This is a genomic window from Streptomyces triticisoli, from assembly GCF_003270085.1.
Taxonomy (GTDB): domain Bacteria; phylum Actinomycetota; class Actinomycetes; order Streptomycetales; family Streptomycetaceae; genus Streptomyces; species Streptomyces triticisoli.
In genome coordinates, this window is record NZ_QFDQ01000033.1 from 1 (window position 1) to 17013 (window position 17013).

17 protein-coding genes and 2 tRNA genes are annotated in these 17013 nt (G+C 70.8%); 11 read left to right on the forward strand and 8 right to left on the reverse strand.

The window, feature by feature from the left end:
• A partial coding sequence (locus tag DEP02_RS07040) for a PAS domain-containing protein (protein ID WP_117434517.1) occupies positions 1 to 2114 on the reverse strand: 2114 nt, incomplete at its 3' end.
• 194 nt (positions 2115 to 2308) lie between these two features.
• Positions 2309 to 2821, reverse strand: a complete 513-nt coding sequence (locus tag DEP02_RS07045; RefSeq protein WP_438947734.1) for an SSI family serine proteinase inhibitor — start codon at positions 2819 to 2821, stop codon at positions 2309 to 2311.
• A 209-nt stretch (positions 2822 to 3030) separates the two neighbouring features.
• On the opposite strand from DEP02_RS07045, the gene DEP02_RS07050 reads away from it, so the two are divergent.
• From DEP02_RS07050 to DEP02_RS07060, 3 genes are all read left to right on the forward strand, one after another.
• Positions 3031 to 3121 (forward strand) — tRNA-Ser (locus DEP02_RS07050).
• A 198-nt stretch (positions 3122 to 3319) separates the two neighbouring features.
• A tRNA-Arg gene (locus DEP02_RS07055) sits at positions 3320 to 3392 on the forward strand.
• Between the two features lie 253 nt (positions 3393 to 3645).
• Positions 3646 to 4512 (forward strand): AraC family transcriptional regulator, encoded by an 867-nt coding sequence (locus tag DEP02_RS07060; protein ID WP_112466480.1) that lies wholly within the window; start codon positions 3646 to 3648, stop codon positions 4510 to 4512.
• Positions 4513 to 4597: 85 nt separating this feature from the next.
• On the opposite strand, the gene DEP02_RS35250 is transcribed toward DEP02_RS07060, so the two are convergent.
• Together DEP02_RS35250 and DEP02_RS35255 are read right to left on the reverse strand one after the other, a co-directional pair.
• Entirely contained in the window at positions 4598 to 4723 is a 126-nt protein-coding gene (locus tag DEP02_RS35250; RefSeq protein ID WP_269809348.1) for a hypothetical protein, read from the reverse strand.
• A gap of 79 nt (positions 4724 to 4802) precedes the next feature.
• The gene (locus tag DEP02_RS35255) at positions 4803 to 4928 is read right to left on the reverse strand and encodes a hypothetical protein (protein WP_269809349.1); all 126 of its coding nucleotides are present in this window, start codon (positions 4926 to 4928) and stop codon (positions 4803 to 4805) included.
• A gap of 433 nt (positions 4929 to 5361) precedes the next feature.
• Between DEP02_RS35255 and DEP02_RS07070 the strand changes: the two genes are divergently transcribed.
• The 3 genes from DEP02_RS07070 (at position 5362) to DEP02_RS07080 (ending at position 7635) form a co-directional block, all read left to right on the forward strand.
• On the forward strand, positions 5362 to 5589 hold the full coding sequence (locus DEP02_RS07070) for an Imm32 family immunity protein (protein WP_112466482.1): 228 nt from the start codon (positions 5362 to 5364) through the stop codon (positions 5587 to 5589).
• Between the two features lie 680 nt (positions 5590 to 6269).
• Entirely contained in the window at positions 6270 to 6707 is a 438-nt protein-coding gene (locus DEP02_RS07075; RefSeq protein ID WP_232838993.1) for a hypothetical protein, read from the forward strand.
• A gap of 445 nt (positions 6708 to 7152) precedes the next feature.
• On the forward strand, positions 7153 to 7635 hold the full coding sequence (locus DEP02_RS07080; protein ID WP_198668326.1) for a hypothetical protein: 483 nt from the start codon (positions 7153 to 7155) through the stop codon (positions 7633 to 7635).
• Between the two features lie 556 nt (positions 7636 to 8191).
• On the opposite strand, the gene DEP02_RS07090 is transcribed toward DEP02_RS07080, so the two are convergent.
• Complete coding sequence (locus DEP02_RS07090) at positions 8192 to 8830, reverse strand: metallophosphoesterase family protein (protein ID WP_112466491.1); 639 nt, start codon at positions 8828 to 8830, stop codon at positions 8192 to 8194.
• Positions 8831 to 9140: 310 nt separating this feature from the next.
• On the reverse strand, positions 9141 to 10394 hold the full coding sequence (locus DEP02_RS07095; protein ID WP_157977377.1) for a hypothetical protein: 1254 nt from the start codon (positions 10392 to 10394) through the stop codon (positions 9141 to 9143).
• Between the two features lie 237 nt (positions 10395 to 10631).
• Here DEP02_RS07095 and DEP02_RS07100 point away from each other — a divergent pair, with 237 nt between their 5' ends.
• The 5 genes from DEP02_RS07100 to DEP02_RS07120 all read left to right on the forward strand — a co-directional run bounded on the left by DEP02_RS07100 (position 10632) and on the right by DEP02_RS07120 (position 15227).
• Entirely contained in the window at positions 10632 to 11504 is an 873-nt protein-coding gene (locus DEP02_RS07100; protein ID WP_112466485.1) for a DUF2797 domain-containing protein, read from the forward strand.
• A gap of 75 nt (positions 11505 to 11579) precedes the next feature.
• Positions 11580 to 12488, forward strand: coding sequence for an amidohydrolase family protein (locus tag DEP02_RS07105; RefSeq protein ID WP_112466486.1), 909 nt, complete (start codon positions 11580 to 11582; stop codon positions 12486 to 12488).
• Positions 12489 to 12593: 105 nt separating this feature from the next.
• Positions 12594 to 13382 carry a response regulator transcription factor gene (locus DEP02_RS07110; RefSeq protein ID WP_269809350.1) on the forward strand — a complete coding sequence of 263 codons (789 nt, stop codon included), beginning with the start codon at positions 12594 to 12596 and terminating at the stop codon, positions 13380 to 13382.
• Between the two features lie 118 nt (positions 13383 to 13500).
• On the forward strand, positions 13501 to 14268 hold the full coding sequence (locus DEP02_RS07115; RefSeq protein ID WP_112466488.1) for a TetR/AcrR family transcriptional regulator C-terminal domain-containing protein: 768 nt from the start codon (positions 13501 to 13503) through the stop codon (positions 14266 to 14268).
• 236 nt (positions 14269 to 14504) lie between these two features.
• The gene (locus DEP02_RS07120) at positions 14505 to 15227 is read left to right on the forward strand and encodes a GAF and ANTAR domain-containing protein (RefSeq protein WP_112466492.1); all 723 of its coding nucleotides are present in this window, start codon (positions 14505 to 14507) and stop codon (positions 15225 to 15227) included.
• A 17-nt stretch (positions 15228 to 15244) separates the two neighbouring features.
• Here the strand turns inward: DEP02_RS07120 and DEP02_RS07125 are convergent, their stop codons facing one another.
• Positions 15245 to 16066, reverse strand: coding sequence for a YceI family protein (locus DEP02_RS07125; protein ID WP_112466489.1), 822 nt, complete (start codon positions 16064 to 16066; stop codon positions 15245 to 15247).
• 114 nt (positions 16067 to 16180) lie between these two features.
• A partial coding sequence (locus tag DEP02_RS07130) for an MSCRAMM family protein (protein ID WP_198668327.1) occupies positions 16181 to 17013 on the reverse strand: 833 nt, incomplete at its 5' end.

The following is a 17013-nucleotide window of genomic DNA, read 5'->3' on the forward strand; positions in this document are numbered from 1 at the left end:
GGCTCGTCGGCCTCGCGCCGGGCACGCCGTCCGGTGGGCGCGGGCACACCCTGCGGCGGCACCGTACCGCCCAGGCCCGCACCCGAGGCCGCCGCGCCCGCGGCATGCTCGGCCGCGGTGACCACGGCACCCTCGGACACGCCCGCCGCGTCCTCGGCGGGCCGTCCGCGCCGCCGCCCCGTACCGCTGGAGTCCTCCGACCCCTGGGCCGGAATCCGCGCGGCGCCCGGGGGCTTCTCGGCCGCTCGCCGCCTGCGCCGTCCGGTCGGAGCCGTCTGGACAGCGGCTGCCTCGCCCCCGCCCTCGCCGTTGCCCTCGAGGAACGCGTCGGTGGAGGCCCGCCGGGCCCTCCGCCGCCCGCCGCCCGCACGCTGCTCGGGCACGGCGACCTCCGCGGAGACACCCTCCTCCGCGCCGGCCGCCGGGCTCTGGACCTCCACCGGGACGACGCCCGCGCCTCCGCCGAGCGGCACCTCGAGGACGTACGCGCTGCCGCTCATCCCGGGCACCTCGTGCGTCTGCAGCACACCGCCGTGCGCCCGGACGATCCCGCGCACGATCGGCTCGTGCACCGGGTCTCCCCCGGCGTACGGCCCGCGCACCTCGATCCGTACGACCTCGCCGCGCTGCGCCGCCGCCACCACGACGGTGTTGTCCATGTAGCCGCTCGCCGACACGGGCGTGTTGCCGGTCGCGTCGACGCCGGCCACGTCCGCGACGAGGTGCGCGAGCGCGGTCGCCAGGCGCTGCGGGTCGACCTCCGCCTCGATGGGCGGCGCGTGCACGGCGAACTGCACCCGACCGGGCCCGATCAGTTCGACGGCCCCGTCGACACCGGCGGCGACGACGGCGTCGAGCATCACCTTCGTACGGGCGACCTCCTCGGTGCCGGCGTCGAGGCGCTGGTAGCCGAGGACGTTGTCGATGAGGGTGGTGATCCGCGAGTAGCCGGCCGACAGGTGGTGCAGCACCTGGTTGGCCTCGGGCCACAGCTGTCCGGCGTCGTCGGCGGCGAGGGCGGCCAGCTCGCGGCGGAGTTCGTCCAGGGGGCCGCGCAGGGAGCCGCCGAGGAGTGTGAGCAACTGATCGTGCCGGGCGGCGAGCGCCTCGTAACGGTCCTTCTCCCGCTCGCCGAGCGCGGCGTACCGCTCCTCGTTCGCGGCGAGCTCCTCCGTGTGCCGCTCGGTGAGCTCCTCGACCTCGGTGACGTGCTGCTGGCGCAGGGCGGTGAGCTCGGAGGCGTGCTCCTCGGCCAGCCGTTCGAGCTCCTCCTCGTGCCGCTTCTCGCCGGCGGCCTTCTCATCGGCGAGCGCGTCGTAGGGACGCCGGTCGGTGAAGGTCATGACGGCGCCGACGAGCTGGTCGCCGTCGCGCACCGGCGAGGTGGTCAGATCGACGGGCACCTTGTCGCCGGCCTTGGACCACAGCACCTGCCCGCGCACCCGGTGCTTGCGCCCGGAACGCAGGGTGTCGGCGAGCGGGGACTCCCCGTACGGGAAGGGCGAGCCGTCGGCGCGCGAGTGCAGCACGAGGGTGTGCAGCTCGCGCCCGCCGAGTTCGCCGGCCCGGTAGCCGAGTATCTGGGCGGCGGCCGGGTTGACGAGCACGATCCGCCCGTCGGTGTCGGTCCCCACGACGCCCTCGGCGGCGGCCCGCAGGATCATCTCGGTCTGCCGCTGGGAACGGGCCAGTTCGGCCTCGGTGTCGACGGTGCCGGACAGGTCGCGGACGACCAGCATCAGCAGTTCGTCGCCGGTGTAGCCGGACGCGTCGTAGGCCTGCTGGCTGTTCTCCAGATTCGCGCTCGTGACCTCGACCGGGAACTCGGCCCCGTCGGTCCGCCGCGCTGTCATCCGGGTCGGCTTGGTCCGCCCGCGCGGGTCGATGTGGTCGGGCCGGCGCATGGAGCCGGGGATCAGCTTGGAGTCGAACTGCGGCAGCAGATCGAGGAGCCCGCGCCCCACGAGTGCCGTCCCCGGCGCCTCGAACGCCTCCAGGGCGATGGTGTTGGCGTTGACGACGGTTCCGTTGGCGTTGACCAGCACCAGGGCGTCGGGCAACGCGTCGAGTATGGCAGCGAGGCGAGCAGCGCCTCGGGATGGCTTGCTGCTCACGAGACGCTTCCTCCCTGTCACCGCACCTTGCCGACCGCGGAGGCCATCTTGCCAACCGGCCCGCAGCGTGTCACGCGAGGGAGTCTATGCGCAGACGTTGCGCTCGCGACGCCGGATGGGAGGGAGGTCGCACGAGGAAGCAGCGCTGGACCTGTGACCGTACGGTTTCGCCGCGCACGACCTTCGTGAGATCTCTACCGACTCCTTGACTTCCCCGGCGCACCGAGGTCGGGCAGCAGCGGCACGAGCCGGTTCCAGCGGTCGATCCGGCAGCCGTCGCCGCGGTCGTAGCGCGCGTCGACGGGCCGCCCGGCCCAGGTCCCGGTGACGTGGGCGGTGGCAGGTCCGCCGTACTGCATGGTGCAGAGGCTGCCGTCCGGCACGGGCGCGAAGACCTCCCGCCCCCAGCGCGTGTTCCGGTCGAGCACGTCACAGGCACCCCGCGCGTCCGGGTGACTGCCGCCGGCGGGGTGGCAGTACAGCTCGTACGTCCCGTCCCTGCCCTCACCCGCGTGCCGCACGGTGACGGTGAGGTGATCGCCGCCCCGGTCCTCGTCCCGCACGGGCGGCGGCGCGGCGGGCGTGGTGGGCGAGGCGGCGGCGGGTGCGGCGGAGAGGGACGCGAGACCGGCGAGAGAGGCGGAGACGCCGAGGAGGAGCGCCCGCAGGACGGCGATGCGCCGTGGCGGAAGGAAACGGACTTGCATCATGCCCTGATCAACGCGACGGCCCCCGGAAAGTTGCGCCCCTCGCGCCGCTCCACCGACACCACACCCGACACCACGCCCGGCGCCACGACAAGGGCTTTGCCCTGGACCCCGCCTGCCTAGTACCGTGGGGGGCGATTGGTGACACCCCACGCGACTGTGTCATCATCTGCACGCACCACTCGCGCGCTCGCGTGAGCGGTTGTGCTGGAGGCGTCGCCTAGTCCGGTCTATGGCGCCGCACTGCTAATGCGGTTTGGGCCTTAAAGCCCATCGAGGGTTCAAATCCCTCCGCCTCCGCGCGTGATCACGGAAGCCCCGGTCCATCTTGACCGGGGCTTCCGTGTTACTGGGCTCTGTCCCGCCTCGCACCTTGTTTATGCAGGTCACAAGGGGTGGGAGGAATGGATTTCACATGACGGCGGCAGTCATGTAATGTTCTTCCTGTCGCCGCGAGCGGCCCGGAAGGGCCGGGAGTGAAGACAGAAAACAGAACAAGCACTCGTAGCTTAACGGATAGAGCATCTGACTACGGATCAGAAGGTTGCAGGTTCGAATCCTGCCGAGTGCGCAGCATGTCAGAGGCCTTGTGGATCACTCCACAGGGCCTCTGGCTTTTTGTCTTGACGGCAGTGTTTGACGGCAACCGCCTCGGAGGGCGGGAGCGGGTGTGACTGAGCACTTCAGCCAGCCGGGTGCGGACGTCGCTGTGCTCTGTCTGCTGGGTGGCTGCGCATACCCGACCTGATCGGGCACAGGATGTCGGGTCTGACAAGGTGCCTGCTGCCTAGCGTGGTGACCGCGAAAGAGGGAGGAGGCCGGGAGTGCTGGAGCGCCTCAACCAGACCCTGGGGTACATCGAGCGCCGCCTCGACCAGCAGGTCGACGTGGCCGAGCTGGCGCGGATCGCGGCCACCTCGGAGTATCACCTGCGCCGGATGTTCTCCGCGCTCGCGGGCATGCCGCTGTCGGAGTACATAAGGCGCCGCCGACTCACGGTCGCGGGTGCCGAGGTGCTCGCAGGGCGAGAGTCTCTGCTGGAGATCGCGGTGCGCTACGGCTACGGCTCGGGCGAGGCGTTCGCCCGGGCATTCCGTGCCATGCACGGCGTCGGGCCGGGCCAGGCCCGACGCACCGGCGCCGCGCTCGTCTCCCAGCCCCGGTTGACCTTCCGCCTCACCGTCGAAGGGAGCAGCAGCATGCGCTATCGCGTAGTGGACAGGCCGGACTTCAGCGTCGTCGGCCCCAAGGCCCGGGTGCCACTGGTGCACACGGGACCGAACCAGGCGATCATCGACTTCGTCCGCGGGATCGACCCGCAGGTCCTGGAGCGCCTGGAGAAGCTGTCGGACCAGGAGCCGCAGGGAATCGTCGCAGTCTGCGACGACCTGGACCCCAGCCGCGCCGAAGGCACCGAGCTCGACTACTACCATGGGGTGATCACGTCAGCGGCTGCCCCCGACGGCACCGCGGTTCTCCCCGTCCCGGCCGGTACCTGGGCGGTCTTCACCACCTCTGGGCCGGCCCCACAGGCCATCCAGGAGCTGTGGCGGGACGTGTTCACGGAGTGGTTCCCGTCCAACCCGTACCGCAGCCGCCCCGGCCCCGAGATCCTGCGCACCCGCCTGTCCCCGGACAAGACCGAAGCCGACGCCGAGCTGTGGCTTCCGGTGGAGCGGGAGCAGAGCTGAACAAGGCGCCAAGCCGATAGTCGCCTGACTGCATGAGCGCTTCAGCCGTCCCTCCGGTCGACTGAAGCGCTCACAGCGAGGCCGATCAGATGGCTGCGAGGACACCGGCCGCGCCGTCGTCATCGTCTGGCCCGTTGCCGTCACCCCTCAGCGCGTCCCCGACGCGGTCGAAGGCGGAGCGCTGGGAGTCGAGCCGTACGAAACGGTCCACCCGACGAGCACCGCCAGCGCCAGGTCGGCCACGAGAGGGCCGAAGTCGAAGGTCCCTTCTGCCGGGTCGTTCGGATCCTTCACATGTCGTTCTCCATCGGGGTGTAGAGGAAGGCCGCAAGGGCCGATTCGAGGGCCGCCCGATCCGCCGGGACGTCGAGGCGGGGGTAGCCGTAGCCGACGAGCACGGCCACTACCGAGTTCACGTGCGATTCGGTGAACCGGGCATCCGGTCCGGCGCGAGGCAGCGGGTGGCTGCGCTCAGCGCCGAACCGGAGGGATGTGCTGCTCACGCCGTCTCAGTGGCCGGGGCCACCAGGTCCAAGCGGTCCGCGCGGTAGGCGATGCCGTCCGAGAGTGATCCGTTGAAGATCCGCGCCCACATGTGGACAGGGCCGGAGGCCATGAGCCGATCACCGCAGAGCGGGGCCCGCGGTCAGAACAATGCCTCCGGCGGGGAATCGGCCGGCACCGGGATGGAGGGGGCGCCGCTCCCGGCTGCGGGTCCATAGTGGCGTGCGCGGGGAGCTCCCATCCCGCCTGCCGCCGCCCCAGGCAGAGCCGAGCAGATACGGTGTGTGGGTCGACGGCGGACGGGATGGGAGCTGGGTGAGTAGTGGGTTGAGGTGGGAGCGCGAAGTGCCGCTGCAGCGTGACCGCATGGATGAACCACGGATCAAGGTGTACGGCTCAGCTACGGAAATCACCGTCGCAGCCAACGCCGCAGGACTGCGGGACCTGGCCGAACGACTCATCAATCTCGCCAATCCCGAGCTCCGCAACGGCTACCACGAGCACCTCGACAGCGGGCTCGACCTCGAAGACGGCTCGATCAGCCTAATTCTGGAACGCGATGACAAGCTGTAGGGCTTCACACCCGCCCGGCGTCATGCCGGACCTGGCGGACCTCGTGTTCGCAAGAATGTTCGCCGAAGGAGTCGCAGCCGTAGACGCTTTGGGGGACTGTCAAGACGCCGGTTGACGTCCGACATCAGCGGCTGACACCAACAGCGGTGAACTGCGCCGGACGAGAGCGGCCCCCAGTGGTCATCAAACCCTCGCCGAGCTGGGATCCCTCGGACCTCCAGGGGGTCCGTGATCGACCTGACAAGGACGAGGCCAGATCTCGAAGCCGGCCCCTGACCGCAGCACGGTGGCCCGGTCTACGCCGGATGGCGGACGTCATGGGCGCAAGGCCCTGGCGGAACAGGGTGGCTGCCGTGATCCGATCTGTGACCCGCCCGTCTCGGTGTGCCTGGGCTCATCGCGCCGGCAGCTCCGGGCGACCCGCTGCCGCATGGGTGAGCAGGCGTCAGAGATCACCTTGAAGGCCTAGTCGATCATCAATCCGCCCAGCGTATTCGAATATTTGACGCAGCGTCAGAAACTGAGGAGCCGGACAAGCGGGTGCCCTGGGTACCCCGTTCGGCCCTTCGGCACCAGCCCCCCCGATATGCCCGATATGACAGCTCTTGGGGTCGTCGATACGTTCAATCACACGTCGGCTGCCAAGGCCGGCTTCTCCCAGAGACAGGAGCAAAAGTGCCATGATCATGACCCGTTCCTCCGCCATCACCGCGGCCGTCGCGGCCGCCGCGGCCCTGACCGCGACCGGCGTCACCTACGCTGTGGCCGCCCCCGCGTCGGCACCCCAGGCGGCCCCGGCCGTCGTCCAGCAGGCGCCCGTTCCTGCCCAGGCGCCCATGGGCGACGAAGGCGGAAAGGGCAACGAGCGCGGCGGCGAGCGCGGCGAGCGCGGCCACGGGGAAAACGAGCACCACCGCAGGGTGGGCCGGATCTTCGTCAATGAGCGGTCGTTCTCCGCCCACCCGGACGGCTGCATCACCGTGATCAGCGGCCTGGGCTCCAAGAGTTTCAACATCCGCAACGATGTCGAGAGCGTGCACGTCGAGGACGGAGTGGTGGGCAGCTTCCGGGTGATCCACCGCCACCACGACAAGGAGGACTTCGACTTCGACTACTGAGCCAGCCGCGTGATGCCAGCCATGTAGAACCCCGGCCCGCCGTAATCGGGCCGGGGTTCTGGTCTCAGCCCCCACCCCTGTGGGCGTCCCGCTCGTGGTGCCCACACCCGACCATTGCCTGACGGTCCACGCGCCTGCCACGCCATAGTAAAACCGGACAGAAAGCGCTGCGAGCCCGGCCGCGCTGACGTCTTTCTGCTCCGTCGGCTCACCCTCAGGGAATTCCCGCTGGAACACCTGCCGTTGGTGTTGTTTCCGAGCAACGGCCACCGGTCTCCTTTGCGACGGTCGGGCGGGCCCGAACGGGTGACGAAAGCGCAAGCCGCACACCTGGTGCGGTCCCCTTGCCCGGCCCGTGACCGCACGCACACGGGCCCGGGGCGGAGTGACAAGCCACGCGACCACACAGCACTTTCCCCACCCAAGACGCCACGGGATGAGCGATATGAGCAATCACCTGGTGGAGGACGCAAGCGACGACAACTACGTCATGGACATTCTCGACATCACTTTGACCCCCGCATCGCCGCGCCTTGGGCACCCACTCCGCTGGGAGATGGACAGCCGCCTCAAAGAGACGGTCGACCTGACCCGGGTCACCTGCAGGGTGATCATGAAGGTCGGCCCGATGAAAATGCTGGACAAAAACTACAAGCTGCCCGATCTGCTGGCAAGCATGGGCACAAGCCTCTCGGGTGACCTCCAGCCGCCCGCCGGACCGTGGAAACAGACGTGGGACCTGCAGATCCCCAAGACGGTGCCGGTGGCGAGGCATCGGATCCACCTGCGCGCCCGAACGGGAGACGGGAAGAACTTCCTCGCCCTGGACATTCCCGTCGTCTTCACCCACAGGTGGGTCACGACCAGCGACCACATCGGCTCACCGAACCGCCCTGGGATCGACCGAGATCTCAGCTGGTCACTGTGACCCGGAGCTTCGTGACTGCCCGGCAGTGACTCGCCTGGTGTGCCCGTGCCCCAGCCGTGCCCGATCGAGCGGGGAACCACGGGGAACACCGGGCAGTCACGGTAGCCGGACACGGGAACGGCTCCCGACCACTGGAACGGAAGCACTCAGGTCAGGGGCCGTTCTCGCTGCTCTCAGCGCGGAGGCGGTGGGATTTGAACCCACGGTGACATCGCTGTCACGACGGTTTTCAAGAGGGAGGTCCACCCTGACGACGTCGTAGACCTCCAGGTCATCCTCGACCGGCCAAGACCACGTGTGCGCGCAATGATCGCAGAGGTAGCCGACCACATCGCGCCCCGCAACAGTCATCAGCCGGCCCGGACGAACTGCCTCGATGAAGCACCGAGGACACGGGTCGGCGGTGTGCGCGCCTACTGATCGGGACATCGTTCGATCCTGCTGTACAACAACGACGTACAGCAACCTCAGCAACCGGTCCCGCCCGGTAGCGTCCTTCTGGGGCTGTAGCGCGGCTGGTACGACCGTCCGTGACCGATTCACATAGAGCTACGGATCAGAAGGTTGCAGGTTCGAATCCTGCCGAGTGCGCACAGGTGAGAGGCCCCGGAGCGATCCGGGGCCTCTTGCGTTTCAGGGGGTGTACGGCAGCGAAGTCCGGGATGCCGTTCACCCGCTGGATCCAGTACGGGGGCAGAGCGTTCTTGCCGGAGTCCTTGAACGTCACGTTGGCACCGAGGTAGCGGAAGCGTGCGCCGCGGTACGGGTGGTCGAACCGGCAGCCGTCCACGGGGCTGCAGCCACCGTTCTGGATCCGTTCCAGCTCCTTGTAGCCCTTGTCGAACTCGTGGTTGCCCACGGAGGAGGCCTTCATGTCGAGCTGGTTCATCAGATCGACCGTGGGCTCGTCGTGGAACAGCGCGGACTCCAGCGGTGACGCACCGATCAGGTCACCGACACCGACCAGCAGGCTGTCGTGGGCCTGGCGTCGGAGTTGTTTGATGTGGGTCGCCATGTAGGCGCCCCCGCCTGCCGTGACCTTGGTGCCGTCGCGCAGGAAGACGACTCCGTCGCTCCCTTGTGGCGGCTGCAGGTTGCCGTGGAAGTCGTTGATGCCGATCAGCCGGAGACTCAGCGGCTTGTTGTCCTGCCCGCCGCCGGAAGGGGCTGCCGCGGCGGCGGGGGACACCGTCACGACGCCGAGGGTGAGTGCTGCGGCCAGGGCTGGAGCCAGTCTCGGCCATCGCGCGTCGAACAGCACAGGTCATCTCTCCTCTCGTAACGCCGGCCCCGCGCCGTGGCGTGGGGCCGGCGTCCAAGGTGTGGTCCGTGTCGGAGCCGTGACGGCGTGGGACCGCGTGGGTCCCGGCTGCCATGTCGCGAGCGGGAACTCCTCGGCGCCGGGGGCCGGCGGAACCGGGAAGGGGCGGGAGTGGGAAGAGGTGGGAGTGGGAGGTGGAAGGAACGGAGCGACGGAAGGGCTCCGGCGGCATCCTGATGACGTGTCAGGGGCAGGCCGACCTGTGCACCCCGTAGAGGAACCGGTTGTGGGTGCCCGGGGGTTCGGTGAGGGTCCACAGCTGGTTGGCCGAGCGGAGCCAGTAGAGGTCCTGCAGCCCTCGGCCGCCGAGCTGCCACCTCGTCGCCTTGTTGCCCGTCGTCCGGGCCCGGACCAGGTGGCGGTTGTGGTGGGGGCCTCCGCCCGAGTTGAAGTAGTAGCAGCCGCGTGAGAAGGCGCCCTGGACGTCACGGACGGGCTGATGCCATGCCGTGGTCGGCTGGATGGTTCCGCTGAAGCTGGTCATCCTGCTGCTCGGCCAGCGGACCACCCGACCGACGCTGTTCTCCCGGTACTCGCTGGTGAGGAACACCGGACTCCGTCCGGAGGCGCGTTCCAGCGACATGGAGTCGTAGCGGGTGCCGGCCCTCTGGTTGATCCACTGGCCCTTCTCGGGCAGCAGGTAGTGGTAACCGCGCCCGCAGTACTTGCCCTTGTGCGGCCCGGACGTTTGGAAACCGGTCGTGCAGGTCGGGTCGACGCTTGCCTTCGGGTTGTGGGCGAGCCGCAGCAGGTCGTTGGTGTCGAAGACGCGCACGCCGCTCGTGGGACCGGCGACGAAGATGTAGTGCCGATACCAGACGATGCCGCCGGCGTGGGTGCTCACGTCGCTGTAATTGGTCCCGGCGCTGTTCGGCCGCACGAGCAGCACGTGAATGTACTTGTTCGTGGCGCGGTCGAGGAAGCTCAGCCGGGTTCCCGTCCCCTGGGCGCCGACACCGCCCGAGTGCCAGGAGAAGACGATGGCCCTGTGCCCGTTCACCGTGCCGGCTCCCGGCTGGGCGTCCTCGGTTCCGCTGATCCCCTGCGGGGTCCAACGCGTGTTGACGGTGTCCGCGTGGTCCAGGCAGTAGTAGGCGACCGCCTTCGCGCCGATCAGAGCACCGTTGTCCGTCGTGGCGGCGTCCCGGCAGGCCTTGTGGTTCTGCGTGTGGGCCTGACGGTTGGCCGCGTTCAGCATGGATCCCACCGTGACCCGCTTACCGCCCGGGTTCACGGCCTTCCTCAGGTTGTCGGCCTGCGTGGTCCGGTCGTTGCCCCAGCTGAGGGCAAAGGAGTTGGGGTTGGCGGTGGTCATCGGCCGGGGAGGCGGTGTCGGGGCGGCGGCGGCCGGGACGGCGGATACGGCTGCGGTGAGCATGCCGAGCACCGCCAGGAAGAGCGCTGCGCCGGGCAGGCGACCACGCCTGGGGAATTTCATGGTCTCTCCGATGACAGGCGGGAGGGAACGTGAGGGCACCTGCCGTGCTCATGGCTGATGACAGCGGCCCACTGGCAGGAACGGTGATTCCACCCGGGACGGGGAGAGTTGCGCAGTAGAGCACGGAATCACTCCGGTGGCACGGCGGCGGAGGCGTTCGGGTGACACCGGGCCGCTCCGTACCGCCTCACGGCCGCCCGGGGGCGTTGTCAGTGGCGGCCCGTAGTCTCGTGAGGGATGGCGTTGGCGTGGAAGTGTTCCGGGTTGCGGTGGTCCGCCGGCGGTCCCGTGCTGGTGTGGGACGGCGGGCGGTCGAGTGCGCTGCACCGGGGGAAACGGGTGGCCTTCGAGGTCGTGGAAGGGGGAGTGCGGACATGCGCGGGAGCGCGGGGGCACGCGTGTCCGGCCCGGGCGGTCGTGCCGGGGCGGAGTACGGGGGCGCGGTGCGAGGAGTGCGCGCGGCTGGAGCGGGCGCACTCCGTGGCCGCGGACACGATCGCGGACGACCCGCGGCCGTACCACGTATATCTGGCGTGGTTCGGGCCCGGCCTGGTCAAGGTCGGGATCACGGCCGTCGAGCGGGGGTCCGCGCGCCTGCTTGAGCAGGGCGCCGTCTGTTTCAGCCGGCTCGGGACGGGGCCGCTGATGGCGGCGCGTCGCGCCGAAGAGCTGCTGCGCGCCGCGCTCCGGGTTCCTGACCGGATTCCGTACGCCGGGAAGCGCGCCGTACGGTCCTTCCTGCCGGCCACCGCGGAGGAGCGGGCCGCCGAGCTCGGGGAGCTGCACGGGCGGGCGACCGCGCTCGGCGGCTGGCCGGAGTCGCTGGAGCGGGAGCCGTTCCGGCCCGTCGACCACGCCGGGGTGTTCGGGCTGGGCGGTCTGCCGGCCGCCGTGGGCGAGGTGAGCGAGCTCGTCGCGGGCTCAGTGGTGAGCGGTGAGCTGGTCGCCGCCGCCGGGCCCGATCTGCACCTGGTGACGGACGGCGCGGTCGTCGTGCTCGACACGCGGCTGATGACCGGCTGGGAGCTCCGGCCGGCGAGGGGCGCGGGGTTCACCGTGCCGGTGCGGGAGTTCCGGGAGCCGGTGGGGGTGCAGGACGGGTTGTTCTGAGGTGAGGTGCGGGGAGGAGAGGTGCGGGGAGGAGAGGACTGGACGCCGTGCGCGTCCCGGGACGATCGTGGGCGCATGAGTGATCAGCCGCCGTCCATGATCCCTGCGACCGAGGCCGCCGAAGTCCGGCGGTTCCGGGAGCGGCTCGGGCTGCCCGGGCTCGTCGACGTCCACACCCACTTCATGCCCGAGCGGGTGCTGCGCAAGGTCTGGGACTACTTCGACGGGGTCGGTGTGCTCACCGGCGGCATCCAGTGGCCCATCACCTACCGGGAGGAGGAGGAACAACGGATCGTGCGGCTACGGGAGTTCGGAGTGCGGGCCTTCACCGCCATGCTGTACCCGCACAAGCCGGGCATGGCCCGCTGGCTCAACGGCTGGGCGGCCGGCTTCGCCCGCCGCACGCCCGACTGTCTGCACACCTCGACCCTCTTCCCGGAGCCGGACGTGCACGCGTACGTCCAGCAGGCCCTCGAGGAGGGCGCCCGCGTCTTCAAGGCGCACGTCCAGGTCGGGGCGTACGACCCCACCGACGAACTCCTCGACGACGCCTGGGGGTTGCTCGCCGAAGCGGGCGTTCCCGTCGTGATCCACTGCGGGTCCGGTCCGGCGCCCGGCAAGCACACCGGGCCGGAGCCGGTCGGGCGGGTGCTCGCCCGGCACCCGCGGCTGCGGCTGGTCGTCGCCCACATGGGCATGACGGAGTACGAGGACTTCCTCGACCTGGCCGAGCGGTACGAGGAGGTGCGGCTCGACACGACCATGGCGTTCACCGACTTCAGTGAGCGGATCGCCCCGTTCCCCCGGCGCGCCCTGCCCCGGCTGGCCGGTCTCGCCGACCGGATCCTGCTCGGCTCGGACTTCCCCAACATCCCCTACCCGTACGTCCATCAGCTGCACGCCCTGGAGCGCCTGGACCTCGGCGACGACTGGCTGCGCGCGGTGTGCCACGACAACGGGGCGCGGCTGTTCGGGCTGCGGTGAGCCACGTGCTCTCCGGGCGTTCTCCGAGAGCCTCCTGTGGCTTTCTCAGAGAAATCACAGGCGGGTGAAAGCGCGCTCTCAGAGGACCCCGACACGGTGTCCACCATGACCACGACCTCGCCCCGGGGGCGCACCGAACTGCTGAGGCCGGACGGGAGCCCCGTCCGGGTGCTCGTGGTGGACGACGAGCTGTCGATCACCGAACTGCTGTCCATGGCCCTGCGCTACGAGGGCTGGCAGATCCGCAGCGCGGGGGACGGGCAGGGTGCCGTCCGGACCGCGCGCGAGTTCCGGCCCGATGCCGTCGTCCTGGACATGACGCTGCCCGACATGGACGGACTCGCCGTCCTGGGGCGGCTGCGCCGCGAACTCCCCGACGTACCCGTCCTCTTCCTGACCTCCAAGGACGCCTCCAAGGACGCCTCCAAGGACGCCTCCAAGGACGCGGCCCAGGACGCCGTCGGGGACCGAATCGCCGGGCTCACCGCCGGCGGGGACGACCACGTCACCAAGCCGTTCGGCCTGGAGGAGGTCGTGGCGCGGCTGCGCGGGCTGATCCGCCGCTCCGGTGCCGCCGACCGGCGGTCCGGCTCCGTGCTCGTCGTCGGTGACCTCACCCTGGACGAGGACAACCACGAGGTCTTCCGGGATGGGGAGAGCATCCACCTCACCGCCACCGAGTTCGAACTGCTGCGCTTCCTCATGCGCAATCCGCGGCGTGTGCTGAGCAAGGCGCAGATCCTGGACCGGGTGTGGTCGTACGACTTCGGCGGGCAGGCCAACGTCGTCGAGATCTACATCTCGTACCTGCGCCGGAAGATCGACGCCGGCCGAGAGCCGATGATCCACACCAGGCGCGGGGCCGGTTACCTGATCAAACCCGCGGTGTCCTGAGCGCGGCGACGAGAGGCGGTGTCCGAGCGGGCACCGCCTCTCCCGTGCGACCGCGTTGCCGGGCGGCCCCGAGCGGGCAGACTCATGACCGGCGGTGGAATGCTCGGGAAGGTACGGCATGGTGAAGGCAGTCCGGGCCAGGGGCGCGTCGCGGACCAGCGTCTGGCTGGAGGGCAGGGCGCGTCGGGGCGGGCGCGGCGGCGGGCAGCCGTCGTCCGGGCTCGACCGGGAGCGGATCACCGAGGTCACGGTGCGGCTGCTGGACGCGGAGGGACTGGCGAAGTTCTCCATGCGCCGGCTGGCCGCCGAGCTGAACGTGACGGCGATGTCCCTGTACTGGTACGTCGACACCAAGGACGACCTGCTCGAACTCGCCCTCGACGCCGCCTTCGGCGAGCTGCGGCTGCCCGCCCCGGACGCCGACGCGGACTGGCGCGACCAACTGCGTCGGCTCGCCGCCGAGTACCGGGCGCTGCTGGTGCGCCACCCCTGGCTGTCGCCGCTCGCCGGGACGTTCCTCAACATCGGCCCGAACTCGCTCGCCTTCTCGGGCACGGTGCAGCGGATCGTCCGCCGCACCGGGCTGCCCGAGCGGCGTCTGACGGGGGCGATCGCGGCCGTCCTCCAGTTCGTGTACGGCTACGGCACGATCGAGGGCCACTTCATGGCCCGCTGCGCCGGCGCGGGGATGGCCCCGGACGACTACTTCCGGCATGCGCTGAGCGCCGCGACCCGGGCTCCGGACGCCGCCGAGGTGCTCCAGGGGTCCGTGACCTTCATGGCGGCCCGTGGCGACGACACGGTCGCCCAGATGCTGGACCGCGACTTCGCCTTCGCCCTCGACCTGCTGGTCGCGGGCATCGAGGCGATGGTGGCCCGCGGCTGACACAGGTATGTGCCGGATGGCGCGGGTGCGTTCCGGCCGGCGCGGGTATGTCCCGGCGGGCCCGGGTGGTCTCCGGGGCACGGTACGGGACGCCGTCCGGGAAGGCCGCCGCCCGGAGCTCACGCGCCCACCGGGCGGAAACCGCTGCGCACGGACGATATAAAGTTCTGTCCGTCCTGTGCTCGCAGTCGGGAATGTGCTGCGGAGCTCTCCTGCGCATGGCCGTGTGGCCGTGCATGCCGAAGAGGTTCGTGGTGCCTGAGTCCGACTTTCCTGAATCGACCCGTTCTCCGGAGGATTTCGAGCTGGCCGAAGCCCTGACGGCGGCGGCTCGGCAACTGCACGACACGGGCACCCCGCACAGCACCATGCGCGCGGCGGTCCGGCTCGCCGTGCATCTGCTGCCGGGCGCCGAGCACGCGGGGATCTCCGTACTGGAACGCGGCCACCACCGCCGTACGGTCGCCTGGACCGACGAGGTCGTACGCACCGCCGAGGGCTCCGGCGGCGACCGTCGTCAGGCGCCGTACTGGGAGCACCTGTGGCAGGCGCCCGTCGTGCGGGTGGCGGACAGCGAGGCCGAGGACGGCGGGGAGTCGCTGGCCGGCCTGGGGCTGCGCTCGGCACTCGCCCTGCGGCTGCGCGCCGACAAACGGCGGCTGACCGTGCTCACCGCCTACTCCCGCAAGCCGCGAGCCTTCGACGACGCCGCGACGCGCGTCGGCCGGCTGTTCACCGCGCACGTCAGCCTCGCCCTGGACTCGGTGACCGTGCGCGAGCAGCTCACCGAGGCGATGCGCACCAGGGACCTGATCGGCCAGGCCACCGGCATTCTCATGGAACGTCTGGACATCGACGCGGCGGAGGCCTTCGACAGCCTCGTGCGCGCCTCGCAGCGGGAGAACATCAAGCTGCGGGACCTCGCCCGCCGGCTCGTCGACGCGCACAGCACCCAGTGAGGGGCGCTCCCGGTGGGTCACATCGCCGGGAGCGCCGTGCCCTGGACCGCCTGGATGTCCAGCTCCACCTTCAGGGTCGTGCCGACGGCGGCGATGCCTGCCTGGAGGATCTGGTTGCAGTGCGTGGCGAAGTCCTCGCGGCGCGGTCGTGTCGTCGCGCGGAAGGCGGCGCGGGTGCCGCCCCACGGGTCGGCGCCGGTGCCGAGGCGGGTGAGGTCGAGGTCGACCGGGCGGGCCACGCCGCGCATGTCCAGCTCGCCGTGGACGGTCCAGCGGTCCGGGCCGGCGGCGGTCAGAGCACTGCTTCTGTAGGTGATCCGCGGGTACCGCGCGACGTCCAGGAAGTCCGGGGACTTCAGATGGCTGTCGCGCGTCCCGTTGCCGGTGTCGATGGAGCCGGCGCGGATGACCGCCTCCACCCGGGACCTGGTGACGTCGTCCGGGGCGATCTCGATGGCGCCGGCGAAGTCCGTGAACCGGCCGTGCACGCTGGAGATGCCCAGGTGCCGGGCGACCGCGGCGACCGAGGAGTGCGCGGGGTCGATGGTCCAGGGCCCCGGCGGCGGCAGCTCGCCGCCGTCCTGCCGGGCCGGCGTCACCGTGCCGACCTCGGCCCGCCCGCTCGCGGTGACGATCGCGCCGGCGGCGGCGGGCGCGTACCCGACCGCGGTGACGACGACCGTGTACGCCCCCGGCGCCGGCGCGGTCGTGTGCCGTACGGCGCGCTCCGCGTCGGCCTCGGCCCGCAGCACCTGCGTGCCGGTCGTGTCGGTCACCGTGACGACCGCGTGCGACACGGCCCATCGGTCCCGGGTGCGGACCCTCGCGGTCGGTCCCATCCCGTTTTCTCCCTGCCGAAGCATCGCAAGTGGTCGAAGTGGTCGTGAGGTGACCGGCCCGTAGCGGGACGCTCCGCCGCTCGGAAAGCGTCCCGCCACGGGCCGGGGTCCGGACTACTCGCCGGGGTGGGCGAGTTCGATGTCGTGGGCGTCGACGCCGTGGCCGGTGACCGTCAGGGCCGTCGCCGCCGACGGGTAGCCCGTCGCGATGACGGTGTACTCGCCGCTGCCCAGGTCGGTGAAGGCGTACGCCCCGTCGGGGCCGGTGGTGGCCGTGCCGACCACGTTGCCCGCCGCGTCGACCAGCGTCACGCGGGCGTCGGCCAGCGGACCGTGCGGGGCGCGGACCACGCCCTGGAGCAGGGCGCCGGCGTCCAGATCGAGCTCGACCCGGGTGACCCCGCCGCCGGCCACCTCGACCGGCAGCGCCCGCGGCCGGTACCCGGCGGCGTTCACCGCGACGGTCACGGCGCCCGGCACCAGCTCGGCGAAGGAGAACTCGCCCTGCGCACCGGTGGTCCCGGTGGCCAGCAGATCGCCGCGCACATCGGTGACGATCACCATCGCGTCCTGCGCCGGCAGCCCGCTCTCCGCGGCCCGGAGCACACCGCTCAGCCCGCTGGTGCCGCTGAGCAGGATGTCGTACGCCACCGGCTCGCCGTTCACCACGACCGTGGACGCCTGCGGCTGGAAGCCGTCGGCGGAGGCGATCAGGACGTACGACCCCGCGCCCGGCGCGTCCACCGTGTAGGCGCCGTCGGCCTGCGCGACCGACCGGCCCAGCCGGCGGCCCGCCAGTGAGATCAGCGTGACCACGGCCTGCGGCACCGGCGCGCTCTCGGCGCCCCGGACGACGCCGCGCACCGGGATCCCGCCACCGGACCCGGCGGCCGGCTCACCGGGCGCCGCCATGGCGACCGCGGCCGGCCGCCGCGCGCCCTCGGGAC

Bases quoted from the DNA above. Each gene is read 5' to 3' on its own strand.
- DEP02_RS07045 (WP_438947734.1), bottom strand. From the start codon at position 2,821: ATGCAAGTCCGTTTCCTTCCGCCACGGCGCATCGCCGTCCTGCGGGCG.
- DEP02_RS07075 (WP_232838993.1), top strand. From the start codon at position 6,270: ATGATCATGACCCGTTCCTCCGCCATCACCGCGGCCGTCGCGGCCGCC.
- DEP02_RS07080 (WP_198668326.1), top strand. From the start codon at position 7,153: ATGAGCAATCACCTGGTGGAGGACGCAAGCGACGACAACTACGTCATG.
- DEP02_RS07095 (WP_157977377.1), bottom strand. From the start codon at position 10,394: ATGAAATTCCCCAGGCGTGGTCGCCTGCCCGGCGCAGCGCTCTTCCTG.
- DEP02_RS07100 (WP_112466485.1), top strand. From the start codon at position 10,632: ATGGCGTTGGCGTGGAAGTGTTCCGGGTTGCGGTGGTCCGCCGGCGGT.
- DEP02_RS07105 (WP_112466486.1), top strand. From the start codon at position 11,580: ATGAGTGATCAGCCGCCGTCCATGATCCCTGCGACCGAGGCCGCCGAA.
- DEP02_RS07110 (WP_269809350.1), top strand. From the start codon at position 12,594: ATGACCACGACCTCGCCCCGGGGGCGCACCGAACTGCTGAGGCCGGAC.
- DEP02_RS07115 (WP_112466488.1), top strand. From the start codon at position 13,501: ATGGTGAAGGCAGTCCGGGCCAGGGGCGCGTCGCGGACCAGCGTCTGG.
- DEP02_RS07120 (WP_112466492.1), top strand. From the start codon at position 14,505: ATGCCGAAGAGGTTCGTGGTGCCTGAGTCCGACTTTCCTGAATCGACC.
- DEP02_RS07125 (WP_112466489.1), bottom strand. From the start codon at position 16,066: ATGGGACCGACCGCGAGGGTCCGCACCCGGGACCGATGGGCCGTGTCG.